The organism is Arsukibacterium sp. MJ3 (genome assembly GCF_000987765.1).
GTDB lineage: Bacteria > Pseudomonadota > Gammaproteobacteria > Enterobacterales > Alteromonadaceae > Alishewanella.
Window position 1 is genome coordinate 144899 of sequence record NZ_LAHP01000006.1, and the last position, 20646, is coordinate 165544.

The following is a 20646-nucleotide window of genomic DNA, read 5'->3' on the forward strand; positions in this document are numbered from 1 at the left end:
CTTAAGCCGGTTTAAAACGCTGTAGCAATTTAGTGGTATCGTCCAGGATCTGCGGTTTCAAAGCCAATTCGGCTTGTAACCGCAGCTTATCTTGTTGCGAAATAGTCTGTTTATCTTGCTGCTTACGTGCCTGATGGGTAGGAATATCTTTAACCGTCTGGTACATCTGAAAAATACCCGGATAATCTTCGGCAAGTGGCCCTTGCTGCTGCTCTGGTAATCGGTTTAGTAACACCCATACCCGCAGCGCACCTTCGGACAATTCACATTGTCCGGCATCAACAGCTTTGCAAATAGTAAAAATGCTTTGTTCAACATACAGCGTGTTTTTAAGTTGCTGTTGTTGTTCTTTTGATGACTGTTGAGCGTGTTGCTGTTTTTGCTGACGCAGTAACCACAACAACTTCCCAGCATAAAATGCCAGTCCTGCAATAGTCAGTGCCGCTAAAACCAGTAGTGTTAATAACCAGGGTATTTGCATTAATCCTCATCACCTAAAATAGACTTACGCCAATCAGTACGCTCAAATTGCGCTAATGGATCGTTATCATCTGCTTCTGCAGGCTCTTGCCTTGTCAATCCGAGTTGGTCCATTAGCTGCTCAAGCCGGGCTGTTTTGGCATTAAAATACTTAGCATCTTTGCCGGTTAGCGTTTCATTATTTTCTATCCGCTCCAGCAATTGTTGCAACAAGATATCATTTTCAATCAGTGTAAGTTCATCGGTGGCACTCAAGCTTGGTGCAGTCGCTTTTATTAAGCGTGCTTTCGGTTGTAAATCAGGCTTGTTTGGCTGCGTTTTTATCGGTTCAGCGATCAGGGCAATGGGTTTTTTACTACCGGTTCTTGGGTCTTTCGAACCACTGTTTGCCGCAAGTTGCGCTAAATCTTGCTCGACAACGCTATTACGACTACCGGATTTTTTGCCCGAGCCCTTTTTCTTGGTTTCTTCTTTTGGCGGGCGCATTTTGCGCGCCTCTGCGGCTGGTAAATGGCGCTGGCCATTGTTGCCGGCATTACGGCTTTTCTTTTGACGCGTCATAATTGATTACCTGTAAAAAAGGGCACGCATTTTAACCAGTTTTATGCAGGATCGCCACATCATTCGTTACAAACCGGGTAGTCATTTTTGTCTGAGTAGCTAACAGTGGAATGGTTCCTGACGAAAAGTGTAAATGGTGACGCCCTTTATGGCGGGCTGAGGCCAACATTGGCTGGTTTAATATTGTAAAAACAAAAGGGCGATAAGATAACCTTATCGCCCTATATTTACCGTGTCTAGGTGGACACTTCTCTCAATTTCGCTAAATCATCCTGATGCGTTTACAACAACCCTGTTAATACAAGTTCCCTATATTATTATCTATCTTCCATGTTATTACATTTTATTATTCACGACCGTCCTGGTACTTTATTACTCGTCCCTGGGCGTTTTACAACGCGTGCACCTTCCTGATGCCTAAGATTGTGCCGATATAGGCACTTACTAACTTCCTTGCCGCTTGCGCAATCCATGTTGTTATTTGCTACTAAACGTAACTGACTTTAATTTACTCTAATCTGAGCAGATGACAAGTCTTTGTCGAAAAAAAAAGCAATTGCAAACGAAGTTGATGAATTTAGTTTATTAAAATCAAAGGTTTGATTGTAATGGCCATCTCAAAAAAAGTTCAATATTTTTTAAAACGGAGATCAATTTTAGGCATTTTGCAGCATATTTCTTAAAAAAAACTCGCTCAGGCAGAGCCAACAAGACCCTGCCTGGTGCTAATATTAGTGTAATCCACCCAGATATTGCGACAATATTTTAATATCTTCGTCAGTAAGTTTTTTGGCAATATCTCCCATCATGCCATTCATCGAGTTAGCGCGGGCGCCACTGCGAAATTCTTTAAGTGTGGCTTCGAGGTATGCCGCATGCTGTCCTGAAATTTTTGGAAAACCAGCCAGACTAGTACCGACGCCACGTGGACCATGGCAAGCAATACACGATGCTATACCACGAGCTTCATCACCACCACGATATAACTTTTGGCCTTTAGCTATTACATCTTCCGGAGTTGTGCCGCTGGTCATGGTTTGCGACGAAAAGTAAGCGGCCAGATCTTTCATATCCTGATCAGTCAAGGTGGCAACCATACCGTACATTATTGGATTATTACGGCCTTCTTTACCACCACTGGTCATCCCCAGTTTGTATTCGAATAGCTGCTTATACAAATATTGTGCATGTTGGCCGGCGATTTTTGGGTAAATATCTACCTGACCGTTACCATCAGCACCATGGCACGCTGCGCAGGTTGCAGATTTAGCTTTACCTGCTTCAGCATCACCGTCAAAAGCCTGTACTGAGCCGATTAAACCGAATAACAGCGTCAGTGGAAGTACGAGTTTTTTCATTTTATATCCGTCTCTGTCCGCATTAAACCGCCAGAAAACTGGCAACCAAGTGAGTTTATAAGAAATCGATATGCCATTTTACACGAAACTGCCCAAAGTAAAATCCCATCTGTACTGCAAAAGCTTCTTCCGATCCAACAGATCCGTTACAATAGTCCAAATTTAACCGCCGGAGCAGGCAGTGTACAAAGCAAAATTCAATTATCAACAAGCTAGTTTTTTAACCAGCGCCCCCGATATTAAAGCTTTACCGGCAGATACCGGAATAGAAGTTGCCTTTGCCGGCCGCTCAAATGCGGGTAAATCTAGTGCATTAAATACGTTGACCCGACAAAATAGTTTAGCCAGAACTAGTAAAACGCCTGGCCGCACGCAGCTTATTAATACTTTTGTATTTGCTGAAGACAAACGGCTAATCGATTTACCCGGCTATGGTTTTGCCAAAGTACCATTAGCTGTTAAAGAAAAATGGCAGAAGTCGTTGTCTGAGTATCTTGAGAAACGTAAGAGTTTGCAAGGCTTAGTGGTATTGATGGATATTCGTCATCCGCTAAAAGATCTTGATCAGCAGTTGGTGCATTGGGCGGTACAAAGCAAGTTACCGGTACTTATTTTGTTAACCAAAGCAGATAAACTCGGAGCTGGTGCCCGTAAAAAAACGTTATTGGAAGTTCGCGAAGCATCGTTGGCGTTTATGGGTGATGTTACCGTGCATATTTTTAGTTCGCTAACCAAGTTAGGCATGGACGAGTTTGAACAAACGTTGGATAGTTGGTTTAGTGCCAAGTAGCAGACTTACTGAAGTGCCAGGCATTGAGCATAAAAAAACCGACATCAATGGATGTCGGTTATAGCAATCGGGGAGAAGCTAATAATTCAAATCAACAGGGTGTCTTATTACTAAGACAGCGCCATTATACAACAAAATTATTTAGTTTAAAGTATTTGCTCTAAAAATAGTGCTAATTTTAGATAAAAAAACGCCCCGCTGCATGCAGCGGGGCGGCTAAATAAGCCTACTTTCTAACACCGGCCATACTGGCTGGCATTGAAAGATAGAATATCTTACCTCTGTACCCTACCCGACAAATTTTAACCAGTTAGCATATAAATGCAAGTTTATTATGTAATAAAACTACAAAAAAACCATTGAGCGCTGTTTTTCAGTAATTTTGGTAATTAAATTACCAAAAGCTTGAAAAAGTTAATGGGCTTGATCCCAATTATCACCACTGCCTGCTTCGGCTAATAAAGGTACTTTTAAACTGGCAGCCGATTCCATAATAGCCACTAGTTCTGTCTGAACGGTAGTTAAAACCGTGCTGGGTACTTCAAAAACCAGTTCATCGTGTACTTGCATGATCATTTTTACATCGCCGTATTGCTGGCTATTTAACCAGTTATCTACTTTGATCATGGCCATTTTAATAATATCGGCAGCGCTGCCTTGCATTGGGGCATTAATGGCGGCTCGTTCTGCACCTTTTTGCCGACCCATATTCCGGGCATTAATATCAGGCAAATACAGCCTGCGGCCGAACAAGGTTTCAACGTAACCCAGCTCATGTGCTTGCTTACGGGTATCTTCCATGTAACGTAATACGCCGGGAAAGCGGTCGAAATAGCGGTTTACGTAATGCTGGGCATCGCCGCGGCTAATGCCCAGCTGCTTTGCCAGGCCAAAGGCGGACATACCATAAATTAAACCAAAGTTTACTGCTTTCGCTTGGCGACGTTGCTCGCTACTGACCTCACTAACAGTTACCCCGAACACTTCAGCTGCAGTGGCTTTATGCACGTCTAACCCTTTGGCAAAAGCCTCGAGTAGCGCCTTATCAGCAGATAAATGTGCCATTATGCGCAATTCAATTTGTGAATAGTCGATGGCCAGGATTTTTTTACCCGGCGGGGCGATAAACGCCTGGCGTATACGTCGGCCCTCTTCACTGCGAATGGGGATATTTTGCAGGTTAGGTTCAGTTGAGCTAAGTCTGCCAGTGGCTGTTATAGCTTGATGGTACGAGGTATGCACTCTGCCAGTTGTAGAGTTAATTACTTTAGGCAGTTTATCGGTATAGGTCGATTTGAGTTTGCTTAAACCGCGGTGTTCAGTAATCAATTTTGGGAATTCATATTCCAATGCCAGTTCAGCTAACACTTCCTCTGCGGTTGAGGGGGTGCCGCCCGGTGTTTTTTTCAGTACTGGCAAGCCCATTTGATTAAACAGAATTTCTTGCAGCTGTTTTGGTGACGCCATGTTAAAGGTCTTGCCAGCTTGTTGGTACGCCAGTTCGGCCAATTCATCAATACGTTTGGCCAGTTGTTCACTCTGCTGGCCCAGTAGCGCGCTGTCGATGAGTACCCCATGGCGTTCAATTTTGCTCAGTATAGGGATTAACGGCACTTCTATCTGTTGTAATACTTTTAACAGGCCTGCTTCTGCGGCTAATTGCGGCCAAATTTTAAGATGCAGTTGTAAGGTAACATCGGCATCTTCAGCAGCATAGGGTGCCGCTTGCTCCAGGGCAATTTGGTTAAAGGTAAGTTGTTTGGCGCCCTTGCCAGCAATATCTTCAAAACTTATCGTATTATGGCCGAGATATTTTAGTGCCAGGCTGTCCATATCATGCCGGCTAGAGACTGAATTAAACACATAAGACTCCAGCATGGTATCAAAGCAGACACCGGCTAAAATAATCTGGTAGCGGGCAAGCACACTGATATCATATTTTAGGTTCTGGCCTACCTTTTTCTTATCATCATCCTGTAACCAGGGTTGTAACGCAGCTAATACGTCGTCTCGCTGCAGTTGCTCAGGGGCACCCACGTAGTCATGTGCCACCGGTAAGTACCAGGCTTGGCCGGGTGCGATGGCGAATGACATGCCTACCAGTTCGGCCTGCATATAATCGAGGCTGGTCGTTTCAGTATCGAAAGCCGTGAGTTCGGCCTTATCTATGGCTATCAGCAGTTGTTCAAAGTCGGCTTTATTCAATACCGTTTTATATTGGCTACGGTCAACCATAGCGGCCACCGAGTTGGTTTCGATAAGTGCTGTTGCGGTTTCTGACACGACAGCATGTTCATTGTCTGGCGGTGTATCTTGTAAAACATCTGCCAGCCAGCGTTTAAATTCACATTGCCGATAACACTCGGCCAGTTGTTGCTGGTCTGTCGGTTGAATAGCTAAATCTTCAAGGTTAGTCTCTAGCATCACATCGGTTTTAATGGTTGCTAGCTGATAGGATAAGGCTAATTGGCTTTGGTGCTCGATTAGCTTTGCGGCTATGGTTTTAGCCCCTCGAAAATTAAGGCCGGCTATTTTGTCCAAGTTAAGGTAAATATTGCTGATAGAACCCAAGCCTTGTAACAAGGCTGCAGCGGTTTTTTCTCCTACGCCGGGCAGGCCAGGAATGTTATCAACTTTATCGCCCATAAGTGCCAGGTAGTCGATAATAGCTTCGGGGCCAACACCAAATTTAGTGACCACCGATTCCGGGTCGAGCAGAGTATTGTTCATGGTATTTATCAGGGTTACATGGCTGTCTACCAGCTGTGCCATATCTTTATCACCGGTTGAGATAAGCGTATGGCGGCCGGCAGCACTGGCTTGTCTGGCAAGTGTTCCAATAACATCATCAGCTTCAACGCCACTGATACATAACAATGGCAGACCCATAGCCCGGACTATTTGGTGAATAGGTTCGATTTGACTGCGCAAATCATCCGGCATTGGCGGGCGATTTGCTTTGTAGTCGCTGTACATGTCGTTGCGAAAAGTGGGGCCTTTGGCATCAAATACCACCGCCATGTGGCTGGGCTGATACTGGCGTAATAAACTTTTCAGCATATTTACTACACCATAGATAGCGCCGGTGGCTTCACCCCGCGAATTGGTTAAATGCGGTGGCGAGTGATATGCGCGAAACAAATAAGACGATCCATCCACTAATATCAGCGGGTTTTTCGGGATATAAACCATGGTTGTGCTGTCCTGCAGAAATTTTATATAGCATGCCACAGCCGCTGGCTGACAGCCAGAATTGCTGCTGACAGAATCACACTATTATTTTTGCATAAGCTGTGGATAACTTTGTGCAAAACTAATATTGAAGTACCACGCATTTGATTAAATGATGGTTGAGAGTATGCTGTAACTGCTTGATTTGAAATGAAACCGAAGGGGAATTACGAATGCCCTTGTTGTTTTTAATTTAACATTCAGTTTGTGGAAAACTTTCTACGGGGTCTGGATTATAACGAAGAACAGGTCATTCCATGACGTAGTAGGTCAACTAGATTACCACAAAGTTGGCCGTTGCATAGTGGTTGTTTTAAATAATTTAGCTATTAAAACGTAGTGATAAACAAGCTAAAAGCATATAGCAGAGCAGGTATGGGATAGCGGCCCGTCTGTATGGTAAGCAACTAATGATCTTTCTTTTGGCGCTTAACGTAAATAGCTTGAAACCTACGTTGTGCAAAAAAACACCAATCGTGATTGCTATTGCAGCCTTTTAATTGCGTTAGCATGCAGGCTATAATGGCTGCAGATCAATACTGCCTTTAGCTATGGGAAACTTTTAATGAAGAAATTAACTTTTGGGCTGGCCCTGCTACTGCTTACCGTTGGTGCTACCGCCAGTACTAACAACAAAGGGTTAGCTGAACGTATTGCACCCGTCGGTCAGATTTATATAGCCGGTCAGCAAACTGCTGCTGTAGAACAAGCCAGTGGCCCACGTTCTGGTGAGCAAGTTTATAATGGTGCTTGTATCGCTTGCCATGGTACGGGAGCGCTAAATGCCCCTAAACCAGGTGAAGAAAGTTGGAAGCCGCGAATTGCTCAGGGTTTTGATGTTATGCTTAAGCATTCAATCGAAGGCTTTAACAACATGCCGGCTATGGGTACTTGTGGTACCTGTAGCGAAGATGATATTGCTGCCGCTATCAGGTTTATGACAGAAGGTGTATAAGCCATTACTCGCTTTAAACATTATAAGCCATGCCTAGCATGGCTTATTTGTTTTCAAAAAAGGCACTTAAAAACAGGTTTAATGGCCAGCCGCTTCCATGTGGTGAAACTTTGTGCATAATAAGCAATATCTATTTTTATGGCAGCATACAGCTAAGCTGAGAAAACAAAGTTGAAGCTAAACGGATCACAACTGCAACTAGTGAAGGCTAAGGCTCGCCGACTAACGACCCTGATCAATAAGTATAAGCAAGCTTATACCGTGCAGGGAGCATTATTACAGCTGTCTGAATTAGCCAGTACCATTAGTGATATGCGTGATTTTTATCCCGCTATTCATAAAATGGTATCGGATTTACTGCATGCTGAAAATTTTTATGTCGTGTTGTATGACACCACTACCAAGCAATACCAACTGCAATACTTTTCGGACGAAAAAGATCAGCAGTATATCAAACAGTTACCTTCAACAGCTTTTTCCAGCGGCCTTACTGGGTTTGTAACTAAAACAGGTAAGCCATTGCTCTGTGACCAAGAGCAATTTAATACTATGGTTAATAACGGTGATATTCAGGTTCAGGGATCGGAATGTACCCACTGGATGGGGATACCGTTATGGCGTGATGACCAGTTCATTGGCGTGATGGCCATTCAAACCTATGATAGCGAATATCGCTATGGCGCTGAAGAGTTGGCGATGTTTATCAGTATAGGTGGCCATACTGTTACGGCTTTAGACCGGGTTAAAAGCCGCGAGTTACTGGAGTTAACCGTGCAGGAGCGTACCCAGCAACTGCAACAGATAAACGCATCATTACAAAAAGAAATTAAAGAGCGTATTAACGCCGAGCGTCTGCAGGCTGCACTGTATGAAATTTCAGAACTCACTGCCAGCAGCCGTGATATGCAAAGCTTCTACAAGGCAGTACATAAAGTATTGTCAGGCCTAATGTCGGCAGATAACTGTTATATTGCCTTGCTAAATGCTGATCAAACTAAGCTGACTTTCCCATTTTACCTTGATCAATATTCGCCACCGGCTCGTGAAAGACCAATCAGTCGTGGCTTTACAGAGTATGTAATTCGTTGTGCTGAGGCGCGTTTAATTACCAGTGATTCTGCTGAAAAATTGGCGGCAGAAGGTGAAATTCGCCGTGGTATGGCCGATCCATTGCAGCGAGCCCGCTTATCGTCTTGCTGGTTAGGTGCCCCCTTAATGATCGACCAGCGGGTTATTGGGGTTATTGCAGTTCAAGCGTATGACAATGCTTACCAGTTCACCGAGCAGGAGTTAAACGTTTTACGTTTTGTTTCTCAGCATATTGGCGTGGCAATTCAGCGTAAACTAGCTGCAGAAAAACAAAAGCAGCATCAGGAAGAATTAGAGCGCAAAGTATTTGAAAGTACTCGCGAGCTGCGTCAAACCAATTTATTTTTACGCTTACAAGTTGAAGAGAGAAAGAAAGCTGAACAAAAATTATTTTATGAAGCTAACCATGATTTGTTAACCGGCCTGGCTAACCGGCAAATGTTTCTCGAGCAGTTAAAGCGACAATTTGCCTTGCATAAACGCCAGCCACTGGATGATATGGCAATTCTGTTTCTGGATTTAGACCGTTTTAAACTGATTAACGATACGCTTGGCCATCATATTGGTGATGCTTTTTTAATTGAAACCAGTAAGCGGATTTTAAGCGCGGTACGTGAACATGATTTAGCCGCACGACTCGGTGGCGATGAGTTTGTGGTGTTGTTACAAAACTTGCAGGGTGAGTATGATGCAGAAGATGTGGCGCAGCGTATTATCGAAAAAGTACGCGAGCCTTATTACCTGGAGGGGCAACAAGTTAATTCAGGCGTGAGTATTGGTATTGCCCGGATGCACCCGGACTATGGCAACGGCGAGCAGCTACTTCGTGATGCTGATGCGGCCATGTACCATGCCAAGGCGCTGGGGCGGGGTCGTTATGCCATATTTCAAGCCAGTATGCGCGATCAAATGCTCAAGGCGCTTGGTGGGGAATAAATGACCGCCGGGTACTCAGTAATGCGTGTTATTCTTTTTTCAGCAGCTGCCGTAGCCGCTCTAAATGTGCCTGACCCGTTTGCTGACGTTGCTGCTCAGTTTTAGGTGCCACTGTTTGTTGCCATTTTAGATCGTCTTGCGGTAATTCGTACAAAAAACGGCTGGGCTCTGGCCGTAGTACTTCACCGTATTGCCGGCGCTCCCGCGCGTAGGTAAAAATAAGCTCGCGCTTAGCCCGGGTTACGCCCACGTAAGCCAACCGCCGTTCTTCCTCAACATTATCTTGATCAATACTGTTTTGGTGCGGCAATAAGCCCTCTTCCATACCCACCATAAACACGTAAGGAAACTCTAGCCCTTTTGACGCATGCAAGGTGAGTAACTGCACTTGATCGGCATTGTCTTCCTGCTGCTGGCGCTCCATCATATCGCGCAGAGTAAGCCGGGTAACTACCTCGGGTAAGGTCATGGCGTCATGCTCCTCATCACCCTCAAGCATGGTGCTAATCCAGCGGTATAGCTCGTTAACATTTTTAAGCGCCATTTCCGCGGCTTTTGGGCTGTTGCTAGTTTCAAATAACCAGGCTTCATAGTGGCTTTGCCGAATAAGGTCACGCACAGCTTCTGCCGGATCTGCCCGTTTAGCGTTATCGGCTACTTGGTTAATCCAGTGGGCAAATTGTTGTACGGCTTGTTGTGCCCGCGCCGATAAATGCATGGATAACTCAAGATCACAGCAGGCATCAAACAGGCTAATATTTTTGCTGTTAGCCAAATTGCCAACATGTTGCAGGGTAGCGGCACCAATTTCGCGCCGCGGCACATTAATAATTCGAAGCAGTGCATTGTCATCATCCTGATTAACCAGTAGCCGCAAATACGCCATCACATCCTTAATTTCGCTACGGGCAAAAAAGGAGGTACCGCCAGATATTTTGTAAGGAATGCGGTTGGTTATTAGGGCTTTTTCAAATACCCGGGCCTGGTGGTTACCGCGGTATAATAAGGCGTAGTCGCGGTACTCGCTGCGGTTAATAAAGCGGTGCGAAATAATCTCGGCCACTACCTTTTCAGCTTCATCTTCTTCATGTTTACAGGGCAACACGCGCAGTGGCACACCATAGCTGTTTTGGCTGAACAGTTTTTTTTCAAATTCATGCGGATTATTAGCAATTAAAATGTTAGCGGCCTTTAAAATGCGCTCAGCCGAGCGGTAATTTTGCTCTAGCTTAATCACATTTAAGTTGGGGAAATCTTTTTTTAGCAGTGTTAAGTTTTGCGGTCTGGCCCCACGCCACGAATAAATAGACTGGTCGTCATCTCCCACCACGGTAAAACGTTGTCGCTCGCCAACCAGCGCTTTTACCAGTTCGTACTGGCTGGTATTGGTATCCTGGTATTCATCAACCAGTAAATACTGAATTTTTTGCTGCCATTTTTGCCGCACCTCAATGTTGTGTTGAAACAGCAAGGTTGGGATCAAAATTAAGTCGTCAAAATCCACCGCGTTGTAGGCTTTTAACTGGTCACTGTATTGCTGATAATAGTTAGCAAAGCTAATACTTTGCGCATCGCTGGCCAGTTTCAAGGCTAACGCTGGTAGAGTTAAATCGTTTTTCCAGCTGGATATTTTGCTTTGCAGTGCTTTGAGTAAATCTTTATCGCCCTGAAACTCATTGCCAGTAAGTTCTTTGAATAACGCCATACTGTCTTGATCATCAAATAAACTGAAACTAGGCTTATAGCCAAGATGACGGTATTCTTTTTTGATGATTTCAAGGCCTAACGTATGAAAGGTAGAAATAGTCAGGCCCCGTGTGGCCGTTTTTGGCAACTGAGCCTGAATGCGCTCGCGCATTTCCCGCGCTGCTTTATTGGTAAAGGTTACTGCCGCTATATGCCGCGCCGGTAGCTGACACTGTTGAATTAAGTAAGCAATTTTATTGATAATAACTCGGGTTTTGCCACTGCCGGCGCCTGCCAGCACCAAGCAGGGCCCGGCAATAAATGTTACAGCGGCGTTTTGTTGCGAATTTAACTGCATAACCTATACCTTGCCTCAGGGTAGGCATTGTAACCAAAATTTGCGTTAAATAGCATTCGCCTTCTGTATTTATCTCCGTAGAATAGAGCAATACCCTGGCAAAACCCTGTAAATGGAGAGAATGATGTTAGACCCAAAAAAAATTGAAGATATTGCCAAGCAAATAGGTAATGCGTTGCCACCGCAATTAAAACAGTTTGCTGATGATGCCGAAGCCAAAGTAAAGCAAGTGCTGCAACAAAAACTGGCAAACCTAGATTTTGTTAGCCGGGATGAATTTGATGTGCAGCGTCAGGTATTGTTGCGTACCCGCGAAAAGCTAGAGCAGCTGGAGTTACAAGTTGCCGCTTTGCTGGCACAAAAAGTAACTGCTGACTCGCAAACCGATTTGCCAACGGCTGATCAGCAGTAAAGAAATAAGGCATGTTGGCGATTGCCGGCGGTACGTTAGCCGGCCGCTTGGCAGATAAAAACCTCTGATTAATTTATTTCAGTGCAGTATCCGGGCTATTGGTATCCTCCTCTGGGAATACCGGTTTATGCTCTGCTACCCACTGCTCATCCTGGCGTGGGTCCATTTGGGCAAGTGATGCACCTGAGGCCGCTGGCATAGCCACAAATACACTTAAGTTTTCATTAGCAATACGCTCTGCACTTAATGCATAGCCACCTAATATCAGGCCCGCCACGGCCAGCACAGCAAAAAACAGGGCGCCAGACAGGCCTAATACCGCCCCTAGTATTAATGGCGCTAAAAAAGAGCCTATGCCATAGGCAAACAACAAACTGCGGCTAATTTCAACCAGGTCTTTGTTGTCGTCCAGCCTGTCGTTAGCACGTGCCATACTTAGCGGATAAATACTAAACAGGCTCATGCCTAATAAAAACCCTAACACATAAAACAGCCAAATTTGCGTGGCAAAAAGCGCCAGTAACACGCACATTGCAAAACTAAATAAACCAGCCCATGCCAATAACTTGCGCCGGCCATAGCGATCAGACAGTATGCCAACCGGCCACTGTGCCAGCAGGCCACCTAAAATGCTAATTGCCATAAACAACGCCACTACGGATTGCTGGGCAAACACATTCAACACATACACCGGCATCATGGTGTAAAACCCGCCCACAAAAAAACCACCAATAATGCTGCCCACCAGCGCCAGTGGTGCAATGTGTAATACCTTGGGTAAACTGTAGCGCTCAAATGGTTTTAACACCGGTTGGGTAATTCGGGTAATGGCCACTAAAAATAAAGCCGCCAGCACCAGCATAGACCCCAAAACAAACACCACATGCGAGCCGACGTTTAAATTTAAAATTAGTTGGCCCAAGGCCGTCGCCATAAAAAACACCACGGTGTATACCGCCAAAATCCGGCCACGGTCGTGCGAGCTGCTTTTTTCATTTAACCAGCTCTCCAGTACAATCAGCAGCGCATAAAAGGCAAAGCCAGACACCAGGCGTAAACCCGCCCAAAACCACGGGTCATAATGTAAAGTGTGACCCAGAAACGCCATCACCATTACGGCAGAAAAAGCCGAAAAGCTGCGGGCGTGGCCGGCTGACACAATGAGCTTTTGGCTAAACACCGCTGCCAGTAAGGCGCCCAGAAAAAACGCCGAGTTAATCACCCCAATGGCCATTTCTGACAAACCGGCTTGCTTTAAATACACGCCAATATAGGTCATTAACATGCCATAGCCGGTAGCCAGCAAGGCAATAGAGATAAACAACGATGAAATAGGTAACAACGCCTGCCTGAAAAACACCAGCCTACTCCCCTTTAATAAAACAATAACTTAACCATAGTGTGAGTTAATTACCCAAGCAAGTAATAAAATCAGCTTACTAAGCGTATACAAATGGTGGTTAGACTTTTGGCTAGTCGCAAGACTTGTAAGGTTGCCAGAGCCTGATGTCACTGACGCTATTGATCGAATGGTTTTGGGTGTAAAGCTTACATGTCATTTGATAAGTTTTTAAATAGTGCTGCTTTAACGCGGCCACAAAAAAGCCAGTATTTTGCTGGGCTTTTGTGGCTTTGAAGCGTGCTAGTTGGCTTAAGGGAACACGGCCTTAGTTAGCAGCCAATCGCCATCATTGCGTTGAAAAAAGGCCAGATGACTTTTGGTTTCAAATAACATTAGATTATCGTGCTGGCTAACTTTGGTGTCTGGGTCAAAAGGCGAAAGCATAGCGTCAAAATGGCGCTGAGTGGCTTTTTATCAATTTCCAGTCCGCTACATGAAAACACCGCCAACGCCAACACAATAGATAATAGAACTCTAATCAACATAAACTAAGCTGCGCTTTCTTTGGTTATACCATCCCCAACTTACTAGCAGCTGTAGCGATTGTGTAATTTATGCATATTATATTAATAAAATATTTATTAATAGTTATTTTAAGTTACCATTACCACTTTTGACAGCAAAGGAAAGAGCTATGGTAAAGGTACATATTTGGTTAAGGGATGAACAGCATGTAGGGCACGCCGCATTATCTATTAAAAATACTTATGTTAGTTTCTGGCCAGATGGCACCGCGACCAAGAAAGATCTTAAAATAAAACGCAGTCATCCAGGCACGTATATGACAAGTTTGCTGGACGATATTCAGAACGAGAGCGGCCGGGCTCCGATAACAATAGAAATTGATAGACTTGATGAAGACAAGATGTTGAACTGTATTGAGCAATTAAGAATTAAAATACCGAGATACCAAATTGCGCGCAATAATTGCTCTCATATCATCGTCAGAGTATTAGTTGCAGGTGCAAATAAAACGCCATCGTTTATGCCCCATGCTGGCGAGTATGCAAAAATAGGCCGGATAGTTGGTTATGGTGTCTGGACGCCAGCAAATGTGATGCGATACGCCAATGAATTGAGGAATTCATGAAGATTTTCTATCACGAGAGCTACAATATTAATATTGGCTTGCTGAAGTTTATCCATCCTTTTGATGGTATGAAATTTGGCAAGGTTGCAGCTCAGGTACAGCAAGAGAGTCTTGCTGAAATTGTTTGTCCTCAGTCATACATTTCAGACTTCGCCATTAATGAATTTTTAGACGCACTACTGTGTAAATTGGTGTTGCACAAACGACCGGTGCTTGAAGCGCTGGAAGCGCCCTATCTGCCGTTGATCCCTTATTCATGGCTGCAAAAGCGAGTATTAATACCTATGCGCTGGGGTGTTGCGGGTACTCTGGACGCAGCTAAGTCAGCATTAAAAGGAAATGACTCTTGGAATTTAGCCGGTGGCTACCACCATGCCAGCGCGCATAGTATGGAAGGCTTCTGTATTTATAACGATATTGGCATTAGCTATCAGCAACTGCTGGCAAGTGGTGAACTTACCGCAGATGACAAAATACTGATTATCGATATCGACGCCCACCACGGTAATGGTAATGCCCGCACCTTTCACGACAACAGCAACGTAACCCTGCTTGATGTTTACAACGCAGATATCTACCCCAATACCCCTGTTAGCCGGCAAAGAGTCGATATTGCGGTGCCGCTGCCAATGGGTACCGATGGCGAGTTGTATTTGAATAAACTTAACACTGCACTGCAGCAGCTTAGCAGCGGCTACAAACTGGCCTTTGTGGTGGCGGGTACTGATGTGCTGGCAACCGATCCGCTGGGTGGTTTAAAGCTGAGTATTGCAGATGTCGCACAAAGCCATAAACGGGTGTACCAGCGTTTAAAAGTACTGAATATTCCAACGGTATTTTTAGGTGGCGGCGGCTATGGCAAAGATAGTGCCGCGGCAATAATCGCAGGAATTAAAGCGGTGTCTGACCGCTAGAAATCAACGCAGAAAATAGGACAGGCACGCAGAAAATAGGACAGGCACAGCAGAAATGCATTCACGCACAGATGCCGGGAACACCGGACGCCCCATTCTCAGGCACTCCGGTTCCGATGCGGCTTGATGGCCGATTTCTGGTTCGTAACGACCTTGTCGAAATCGGTGTTCGTCCCGAGCAGACCAACCCATGAAGGAAATGCTATGGAAATTCTGAAAGGGATCGTCATCGCGCTGGTTGCGATGGCTGCTATATATGGAGGGCTCGTCACCTTTGGCGCATGGCGATGGAGCGTTGCCACAGGCGCCCTGATCACGCGACTGGACGCAGGCGATACTTCGGGTCATACCCAGCGCTATGACGCGCGCGAGATTGCGGACCTTCCCGCGCCGGTTCGCCGCTATTTCGAACTGGCGCTGACCGATGGCCAGCCGATCATCCGGGCATCCGACGCCGCGATGACCGGCACGTTCAACATGAGCCTTGATGTCCCGCAGTGGAAGCCTTTCTCCTCGCAGCAGCGCGTTGTCACACATCGTCCGGGCTTTGTCTGGAATGCGCGGATCATGCTTTTTTCTGGGTTTCCCGTCCGGGTGCACGACGCCTATGTGGCCGGAACCGGCATCCTGTCGCCCTCGATTTTTGGGCTCTTCTCCATGGGAAACATCTCCGGCACGGGCGAGCCCGCGCGAGGCGAACTGATGCGCTGGTTTGCGGAATGCGCATGGTATCCGACAGCACTTTTGCCCAGTCAGGGCATCGAATGGCAGGCGGTGGATGCGACCTCGGCACAAGCCTCGATGACTGATGGACCCATCCGGCTGACAATGCTCTTCCGCTTTGGCGATGACGGGCTGATTTCCAGCATTCATGCAGATGCGCGTGGCGCGCTGGTTGCTGGCCAGACCATGATGATGCCGTGGGAGGGTCGGTTCAGCGATTACCGCCGTCAGGACGGCATGCTGATCCCCTTTTACGGTGAGGTTGCCTGGATCACGCCGCAGGGCGAAAAGCCCTATTTTCGTGGAACGGTCACGCAGATGACCTATCGGTTCGTGGATTAGACAACGGTGTGAATGAGCTGGCGCTGGATGCGCCTTCATTCTCTCTGTTCGGGGGAGGTCATGGTTGCCGAAATAGGCAATGTGCTGTACCCACTGTCATCGGTAACCGGCTTTGGCGGCACACAATACATGCGTTCATATCAATCATCGGCTACGTGATCCTGTTCGGCGCTCTGGGCTTTATCCTTGGCTCTTTGGCGGCCAAAATGACTATGATGCTTGTGGAATTCCGGACGCCGGGCGACATGGCGGGGATGAAAAAAACACATTGATTTTTTCTAATAAAACAAGCAATATTAGGGTCAATATTAGGGTCAGAACAAAATTAAATAGTCTAAGCTGATTTTAATTTTGTTCTGACCCTAATATTCTGTATTCTGCTATTAATTTTAGTAAAGTGGCAGCGAACGGTACTGTTTTATCAAGAATGATTGATCATATAAATCTGCTGCTTAGACCAAAAGGTGATCAGCAGTTTTTACACAGCCTGCGCTCATAGCAGTCATTTGCTGTCGGTGGATAATTCTTGCAATGGTACTCTGGTGAACGTGAATTTACCGTTACTTAAAAAGCAAAAGCCAGCATTACACTGGCTTTATTGGTTATTTACTTAACCCATTTACAGCAACCGGGTTTTTATTTAGCGCCTGGCTGGGCTATTTTTAAAATTTCGGTTAAACCGGCTACGGCACCACCAATATTAGCCAGTTCGGCCGGTACTATCATAGTATTATTGGTTTTAGCTAAGTTACTGAATGCTTTCACATATTGCTCTGCTACCCGCAGGCTAACGGCTTCTGAACCACCCGGGTGGCTTATGGCTTCGGCGATTTGACGAATTCCTTCAGCGGTGGCAATGGCAATTAATTCAATTTCGCGGGCGCGGCCTTCGGCTTCGTTTATTTGGCGCATCTTGTCACCTTCAGACAGGTTAATTACTTCCTGCTTCTGGCCCTCAGACACGTTAATCATAGCTTGGCGCTCACCTTCTGATTTGGCAATAGCCGCCCGCCGTTCGCGCTCGGCACGCATTTGCTGCTCTAACGCATCTTTAATGCTTAGCGGTAGTTCAATATCTGAAATTTCATACCGCAGCACCTTAATGCCCCATGGTGACGCCGCTTCGTCTAGTGCTTTTACCACTTCTTCGTTAATTTTAGCTCGTTCTTCAAAAGTTTTATCTAAGTCAGTTTGGCCAATTACCGAGCGCATGGTGGTTTGTGCCAGTTGCGATGATGCATAGCGATAATCGTTAATACCATAACTGGCTTTATGTGGGTCAACTACCTGCAAATACAGTACGCCGTTAATGCCAACCTGAATGTTGTCGCGGGTTACACACGTTTGGCGCTCAACGTCGATAACTTCTTCTTTTAAGCTATGGGTGTATGCCACTTTATCGACAAACGGAATAAGAATATGAAAGCCTGAGTCGAGTGTGCGCGAGTATTTACCGAGACGCTCGATCACAAAATTAGTTTTTTGTGGCACCACTCTGGCGCTTTTGACAATAGTGATTACCACCGCTAAGGCAAAGCCCAGCGTGAGTATGGTTTGAATATTCAGTTCTTCCATCGTACGTATTCCCTTTTAAGTTAACAATTATAGAGGCTGTTGTGCCGAAACGATTAAGTGAATGCCTTCATTGGTAATAACCCAGGCTACTTCTCCGGCTTTCAATGGCTCGTTAGAGCGGGCGTCCCATTGTACGCCATTAAGCACTACTCTTCCGGCGCCTTGCTGAAAATCGGCTAGCACAGTTACTCGGTTACCAATGTCTTCACTAAGTCGGGAAGGTTGTTCATCATGGTCGGCAGTGTAACCGGTAAACCAGCGTTTAAAATGGCCACGCGCCGCCAGCAGCAGTGCCAGGCTAACTAGGCCAAAAATGAGAAATTGCACACTAGACGATTCAATCCAGCCCAGTTTTAATAATAGCCCAACGACAATAGCACCAATACCCAGAAACACAGCAATAATACTGGTTGCCATCAGTTCTGACAAAATTAGCAACACCCCAACGATAATCCAGAGCATAGCAATACTCATCGTTTTATCCTGTTTAAGCAAATTTGCCACAAACAGTAACTGATGTTAGTTAAAAGGGTCAATCAATATAATAATGTGCTGCATGTTTTAATTACACCAACTTAACGTTTCAAAGTGTTATAGCAACTTGCGCCGCAGCTGGTTGCCAGTTAACGTAAGCGTTGTGGTGTGTAACAAAGCGAATAAATAATGGCAGGTAAAAAAATATATCAATTATTAGTTAATGAAGAGGATGCCCGTGCTTGTCGGGATATCCCCGACAGTGCCTGCACTAAGGTACCCAAAAACTTTGTGCTGGTGCTTATTAGCCAGATATTACTTAGCCTGGGCGATGCGCTAACCAGCCCTAAAACCGTATTAACCTGGTTAATGACCGTAGTTGGTGCGCCCGCTGCCATGGTTGCCTGGTTGGTGCCCATTCGCGAGTCAGGTTCAATGTTGCCGCAGTTGGCTATTGGTGCCTGGGTGCGTCGCTATGCTATTCGTAAAACCTTTTGGATTGCTGGCAGTATTATTCAGGGCAGTTGCGTAGTGGCGATGGCCTTTGCTGTCAGCCAATGGCGTGGCGTTGCCGCCGGCTCAGCTATTATTGGCTTGCTAGTGCTGTTTAGTCTGGGCCGGGGCTTGTGTTCAGTGGCCATGAAAGATGTACAGGGTAAAACTGTCCCTAAAGGCCAGCGTGGCCAGCTTACCGGTATTGCTGGCACGGTGTCGGGGGTGTTGACCTTGTTGGTGTCGTTCTGGCTGGTAGCGCAGGAACCTGACAGCTTGTGGGTTTATCTGGTGTTATTAATCGCCGCTGGTTTGTTATGGTTTAGCGCAGCAGTAGTGTTTAGTCAGGTACAGGAGCAGCCGGGTGAAACCGCCGGTGGTGCAAACGCGCTGCAGCAGGCTTGGCAAAATGTAAGCCTGCTTAAAACAGACGCGCATTTTCGTCAGTTTGTACTTTGCCGGGCCTTGTTACTTGGCTCGGCCTTGGTCACGCCTTTTCTGGTATTGCTGGCTCAGCAACAACACAGTACCGGCCAAACGCTGGGTTGGTTTTTAGTTAGCGCCAGCCTGGCTAGCGCACTAAGTACCTTTATCTGGGGCAAGATGGCAGATCGCAGTAGCCGCAACGTTATTATTATTGCCGCGGGTCTGGCATTGCTGGGCTGTGCTGTATTGGCATTATTACATATGCTATTGCAGCAGGTTGCGCTTATTGGTTATCTGTTATTGTTTCTGCTGCTAAGTATTGGACATGCTGGGGTGCGGGTGGGCCGCAAAACCTATTTGCTGGATATGGCATCGGGTAATAAGCGCACCGATTATGTATCGGTAAGTAACTCGCTTATTGGCGTGCTGTTATTAGTAGTAGGGGCTATTAGCAGTGCTATTGCCTGGTGGTCGCTATTAGCAGTGTTGTGGTTTTTTACCGCCACCAGTCTGGCTGGCCTGTTGTATGCGTTTAAGCTGACCGACGTATCAAAATCTGGTTAAACGAAAGATATACTGGCTGGCAAGTTAGGCTTGCTTGCCAGTAGTATCCGGCGAAAAAACTTAACGGCTAAATTTCTGGCGCAGGGTAAAGCCTAGCAGACCTAAGCTAAAAAGGACTAGCGTAGCCGGTAATGGCACCGGGGTTGGCTCGGCAACCGGCAATGCAAAAACCGCTAATCGGCTACTCGACAACCTAAAGCTGTGGCTGGTGCTGGCGCTGGTTTCAGTAAAGCCAAACCACAACTTACCTTGGCTGAATAGGTCAGCAAAAGCAGGGAGGGTTAAGCGGTTTATCACAAAGGTTTGCTGTACTGTGCTGCGGCTTTGCAGTAAGTCAAAACGGCCAAGCGTAATACCACTGGCGTTTAACAGATTTAACTGCCAATTTTCGAGCGCACAATTACCTCGTAAGCAATTGCTGCCGTTGTTAGTGGCGGCGAAATTTAAGCTAAATTCAAGATAATCAATAGTAGCAATCTCAAATGTTGCTAACGAAAACATATCAACAAAGGGATTACAGCTACTGGCTTTTCGGATCAGCAGGTGGTCGCTGAGAATGTTACCGCAACTGGCTGCCGTTAAAGGGTTGTGCCGAAGCTGGCCATAATGATACTCGCTGATGTGAATAGGTGCAGCCAGCGTTATAGCGCTAAACGCCATGCTACTTAGCAACACTGCGACTGTAATAAACCATTTACCCATACAATATCCTTTTCGCGATATTAATTAATTATCATTCAGCAATTGTTGTGCCACAAAAATTTAACAGTGCTCGTTACCGTACAGCG

Annotated in this window: 17 protein-coding genes; 8 read left to right on the forward strand and 9 right to left on the reverse strand. The window is 45.9% G+C overall.

Annotation, left to right across the window (positions count from 1 at the left end):
- Position 1: 1 nt before the first annotated feature.
- The 3 genes from VT06_RS06595 to VT06_RS06605 form a co-directional block, all read right to left on the reverse strand.
- Positions 2 to 481, reverse strand: coding sequence for a DUF2489 domain-containing protein (locus VT06_RS06595; RefSeq protein WP_046553493.1), 480 nt, complete (start codon positions 479 to 481; stop codon positions 2 to 4).
- On the reverse strand, positions 481 to 1041 hold the full coding sequence (gene yihI, locus VT06_RS06600; RefSeq protein ID WP_046553494.1) for a Der GTPase-activating protein YihI: 561 nt from the start codon (positions 1039 to 1041) through the stop codon (positions 481 to 483). Before yihI ends, VT06_RS06595 begins: the two co-directional genes overlap by 1 nt.
- 731 nt (positions 1042 to 1772) lie before the next feature.
- Complete coding sequence (locus tag VT06_RS06605) at positions 1773 to 2399, reverse strand: cytochrome c (protein ID WP_046553495.1); 627 nt, start codon at positions 2397 to 2399, stop codon at positions 1773 to 1775.
- Positions 2400 to 2580: 181 nt separating this feature from the next.
- Here VT06_RS06605 and yihA point away from each other — a divergent pair, with 181 nt between their 5' ends.
- Positions 2581 to 3189, forward strand: coding sequence for a ribosome biogenesis GTP-binding protein YihA/YsxC (gene yihA / locus VT06_RS06610; protein WP_046553496.1), 609 nt, complete (start codon positions 2581 to 2583; stop codon positions 3187 to 3189).
- Between the two features lie 414 nt (positions 3190 to 3603).
- Here yihA and polA read toward each other — a convergent pair whose 3' ends face one another.
- A complete protein-coding gene (polA, locus tag VT06_RS06615; protein WP_046553497.1) occupies positions 3604 to 6381 on the reverse strand; it encodes a DNA polymerase I in 2778 nt (925 codons plus the stop codon).
- A 604-nt stretch (positions 6382 to 6985) separates the two neighbouring features.
- Here polA and VT06_RS06620 point away from each other — a divergent pair.
- Together VT06_RS06620 and VT06_RS06625 are read left to right on the forward strand one after the other, a co-directional pair.
- A complete protein-coding gene (locus VT06_RS06620; RefSeq protein ID WP_046553498.1) occupies positions 6986 to 7375 on the forward strand; it encodes a cytochrome c5 family protein in 390 nt (129 codons plus the stop codon).
- Positions 7376 to 7546: 171 nt separating this feature from the next.
- On the forward strand, positions 7547 to 9400 hold the full coding sequence (locus VT06_RS06625) for a diguanylate cyclase domain-containing protein (RefSeq protein WP_046553499.1): 1854 nt from the start codon (positions 7547 to 7549) through the stop codon (positions 9398 to 9400).
- Positions 9401 to 9428: 28 nt separating this feature from the next.
- Here the strand turns inward: VT06_RS06625 and rep are convergent, their stop codons facing one another.
- Positions 9429 to 11444, reverse strand: coding sequence for a DNA helicase Rep (gene rep / locus VT06_RS06630; RefSeq protein WP_046553500.1), 2016 nt, complete (start codon positions 11442 to 11444; stop codon positions 9429 to 9431).
- A gap of 124 nt (positions 11445 to 11568) precedes the next feature.
- On the opposite strand from rep, the gene VT06_RS06635 reads away from it, so the two are divergent.
- Positions 11569 to 11856 (forward strand): accessory factor UbiK family protein, encoded by a 288-nt coding sequence (locus VT06_RS06635; protein WP_046553501.1) that lies wholly within the window; start codon positions 11569 to 11571, stop codon positions 11854 to 11856.
- 73 nt (positions 11857 to 11929) lie between these two features.
- Here the strand turns inward: VT06_RS06635 and VT06_RS06640 are convergent, their stop codons facing one another.
- A complete protein-coding gene (locus VT06_RS06640; RefSeq protein ID WP_046553502.1) occupies positions 11930 to 13216 on the reverse strand; it encodes an MFS transporter in 1287 nt (428 codons plus the stop codon).
- Positions 13217 to 13892: 676 nt separating this feature from the next.
- On the opposite strand from VT06_RS06640, the gene VT06_RS06645 reads away from it, so the two are divergent.
- The 3 genes from VT06_RS06645 (at position 13893) to VT06_RS06655 (ending at position 16327) form a co-directional block, all read left to right on the forward strand.
- A complete protein-coding gene (locus tag VT06_RS06645) occupies positions 13893 to 14348 on the forward strand; it encodes a hypothetical protein (protein ID WP_046553503.1) in 456 nt (151 codons plus the stop codon).
- Positions 14345 to 15262, forward strand: a complete 918-nt coding sequence (locus tag VT06_RS06650) for an acetoin utilization protein AcuC (RefSeq protein WP_046553504.1) — start codon at positions 14345 to 14347, stop codon at positions 15260 to 15262. Before VT06_RS06645 ends, VT06_RS06650 begins: the two co-directional genes overlap by 4 nt.
- A gap of 204 nt (positions 15263 to 15466) precedes the next feature.
- Positions 15467 to 16327, forward strand: coding sequence for a DUF6544 family protein (locus tag VT06_RS06655; protein WP_046553505.1), 861 nt, complete (start codon positions 15467 to 15469; stop codon positions 16325 to 16327).
- 636 nt (positions 16328 to 16963) lie between these two features.
- Here the strand turns inward: VT06_RS06655 and VT06_RS06665 are convergent.
- Positions 16964 to 17902 (reverse strand): SPFH domain-containing protein, encoded by a 939-nt coding sequence (locus VT06_RS06665; protein ID WP_046553507.1) that lies wholly within the window; start codon positions 17900 to 17902, stop codon positions 16964 to 16966.
- 27 nt (positions 17903 to 17929) lie between these two features.
- A complete protein-coding gene (locus VT06_RS06670; protein ID WP_046553508.1) occupies positions 17930 to 18376 on the reverse strand; it encodes an NfeD family protein in 447 nt (148 codons plus the stop codon).
- A 189-nt stretch (positions 18377 to 18565) separates the two neighbouring features.
- Here VT06_RS06670 and VT06_RS06675 point away from each other — a divergent pair, with 189 nt between their 5' ends.
- Positions 18566 to 19858, forward strand: a complete 1293-nt coding sequence (locus VT06_RS06675; RefSeq protein WP_046553509.1) for an MFS transporter — start codon at positions 18566 to 18568, stop codon at positions 19856 to 19858.
- A 60-nt stretch (positions 19859 to 19918) separates the two neighbouring features.
- Here VT06_RS06675 and VT06_RS06680 read toward each other — a convergent pair whose 3' ends face one another.
- The gene (locus tag VT06_RS06680) at positions 19919 to 20560 is read right to left on the reverse strand and encodes a PEP-CTERM sorting domain-containing protein (RefSeq protein ID WP_046553510.1); all 642 of its coding nucleotides are present in this window, start codon (positions 20558 to 20560) and stop codon (positions 19919 to 19921) included.
- Positions 20561 to 20646: the final 86 nt, after the last annotated feature.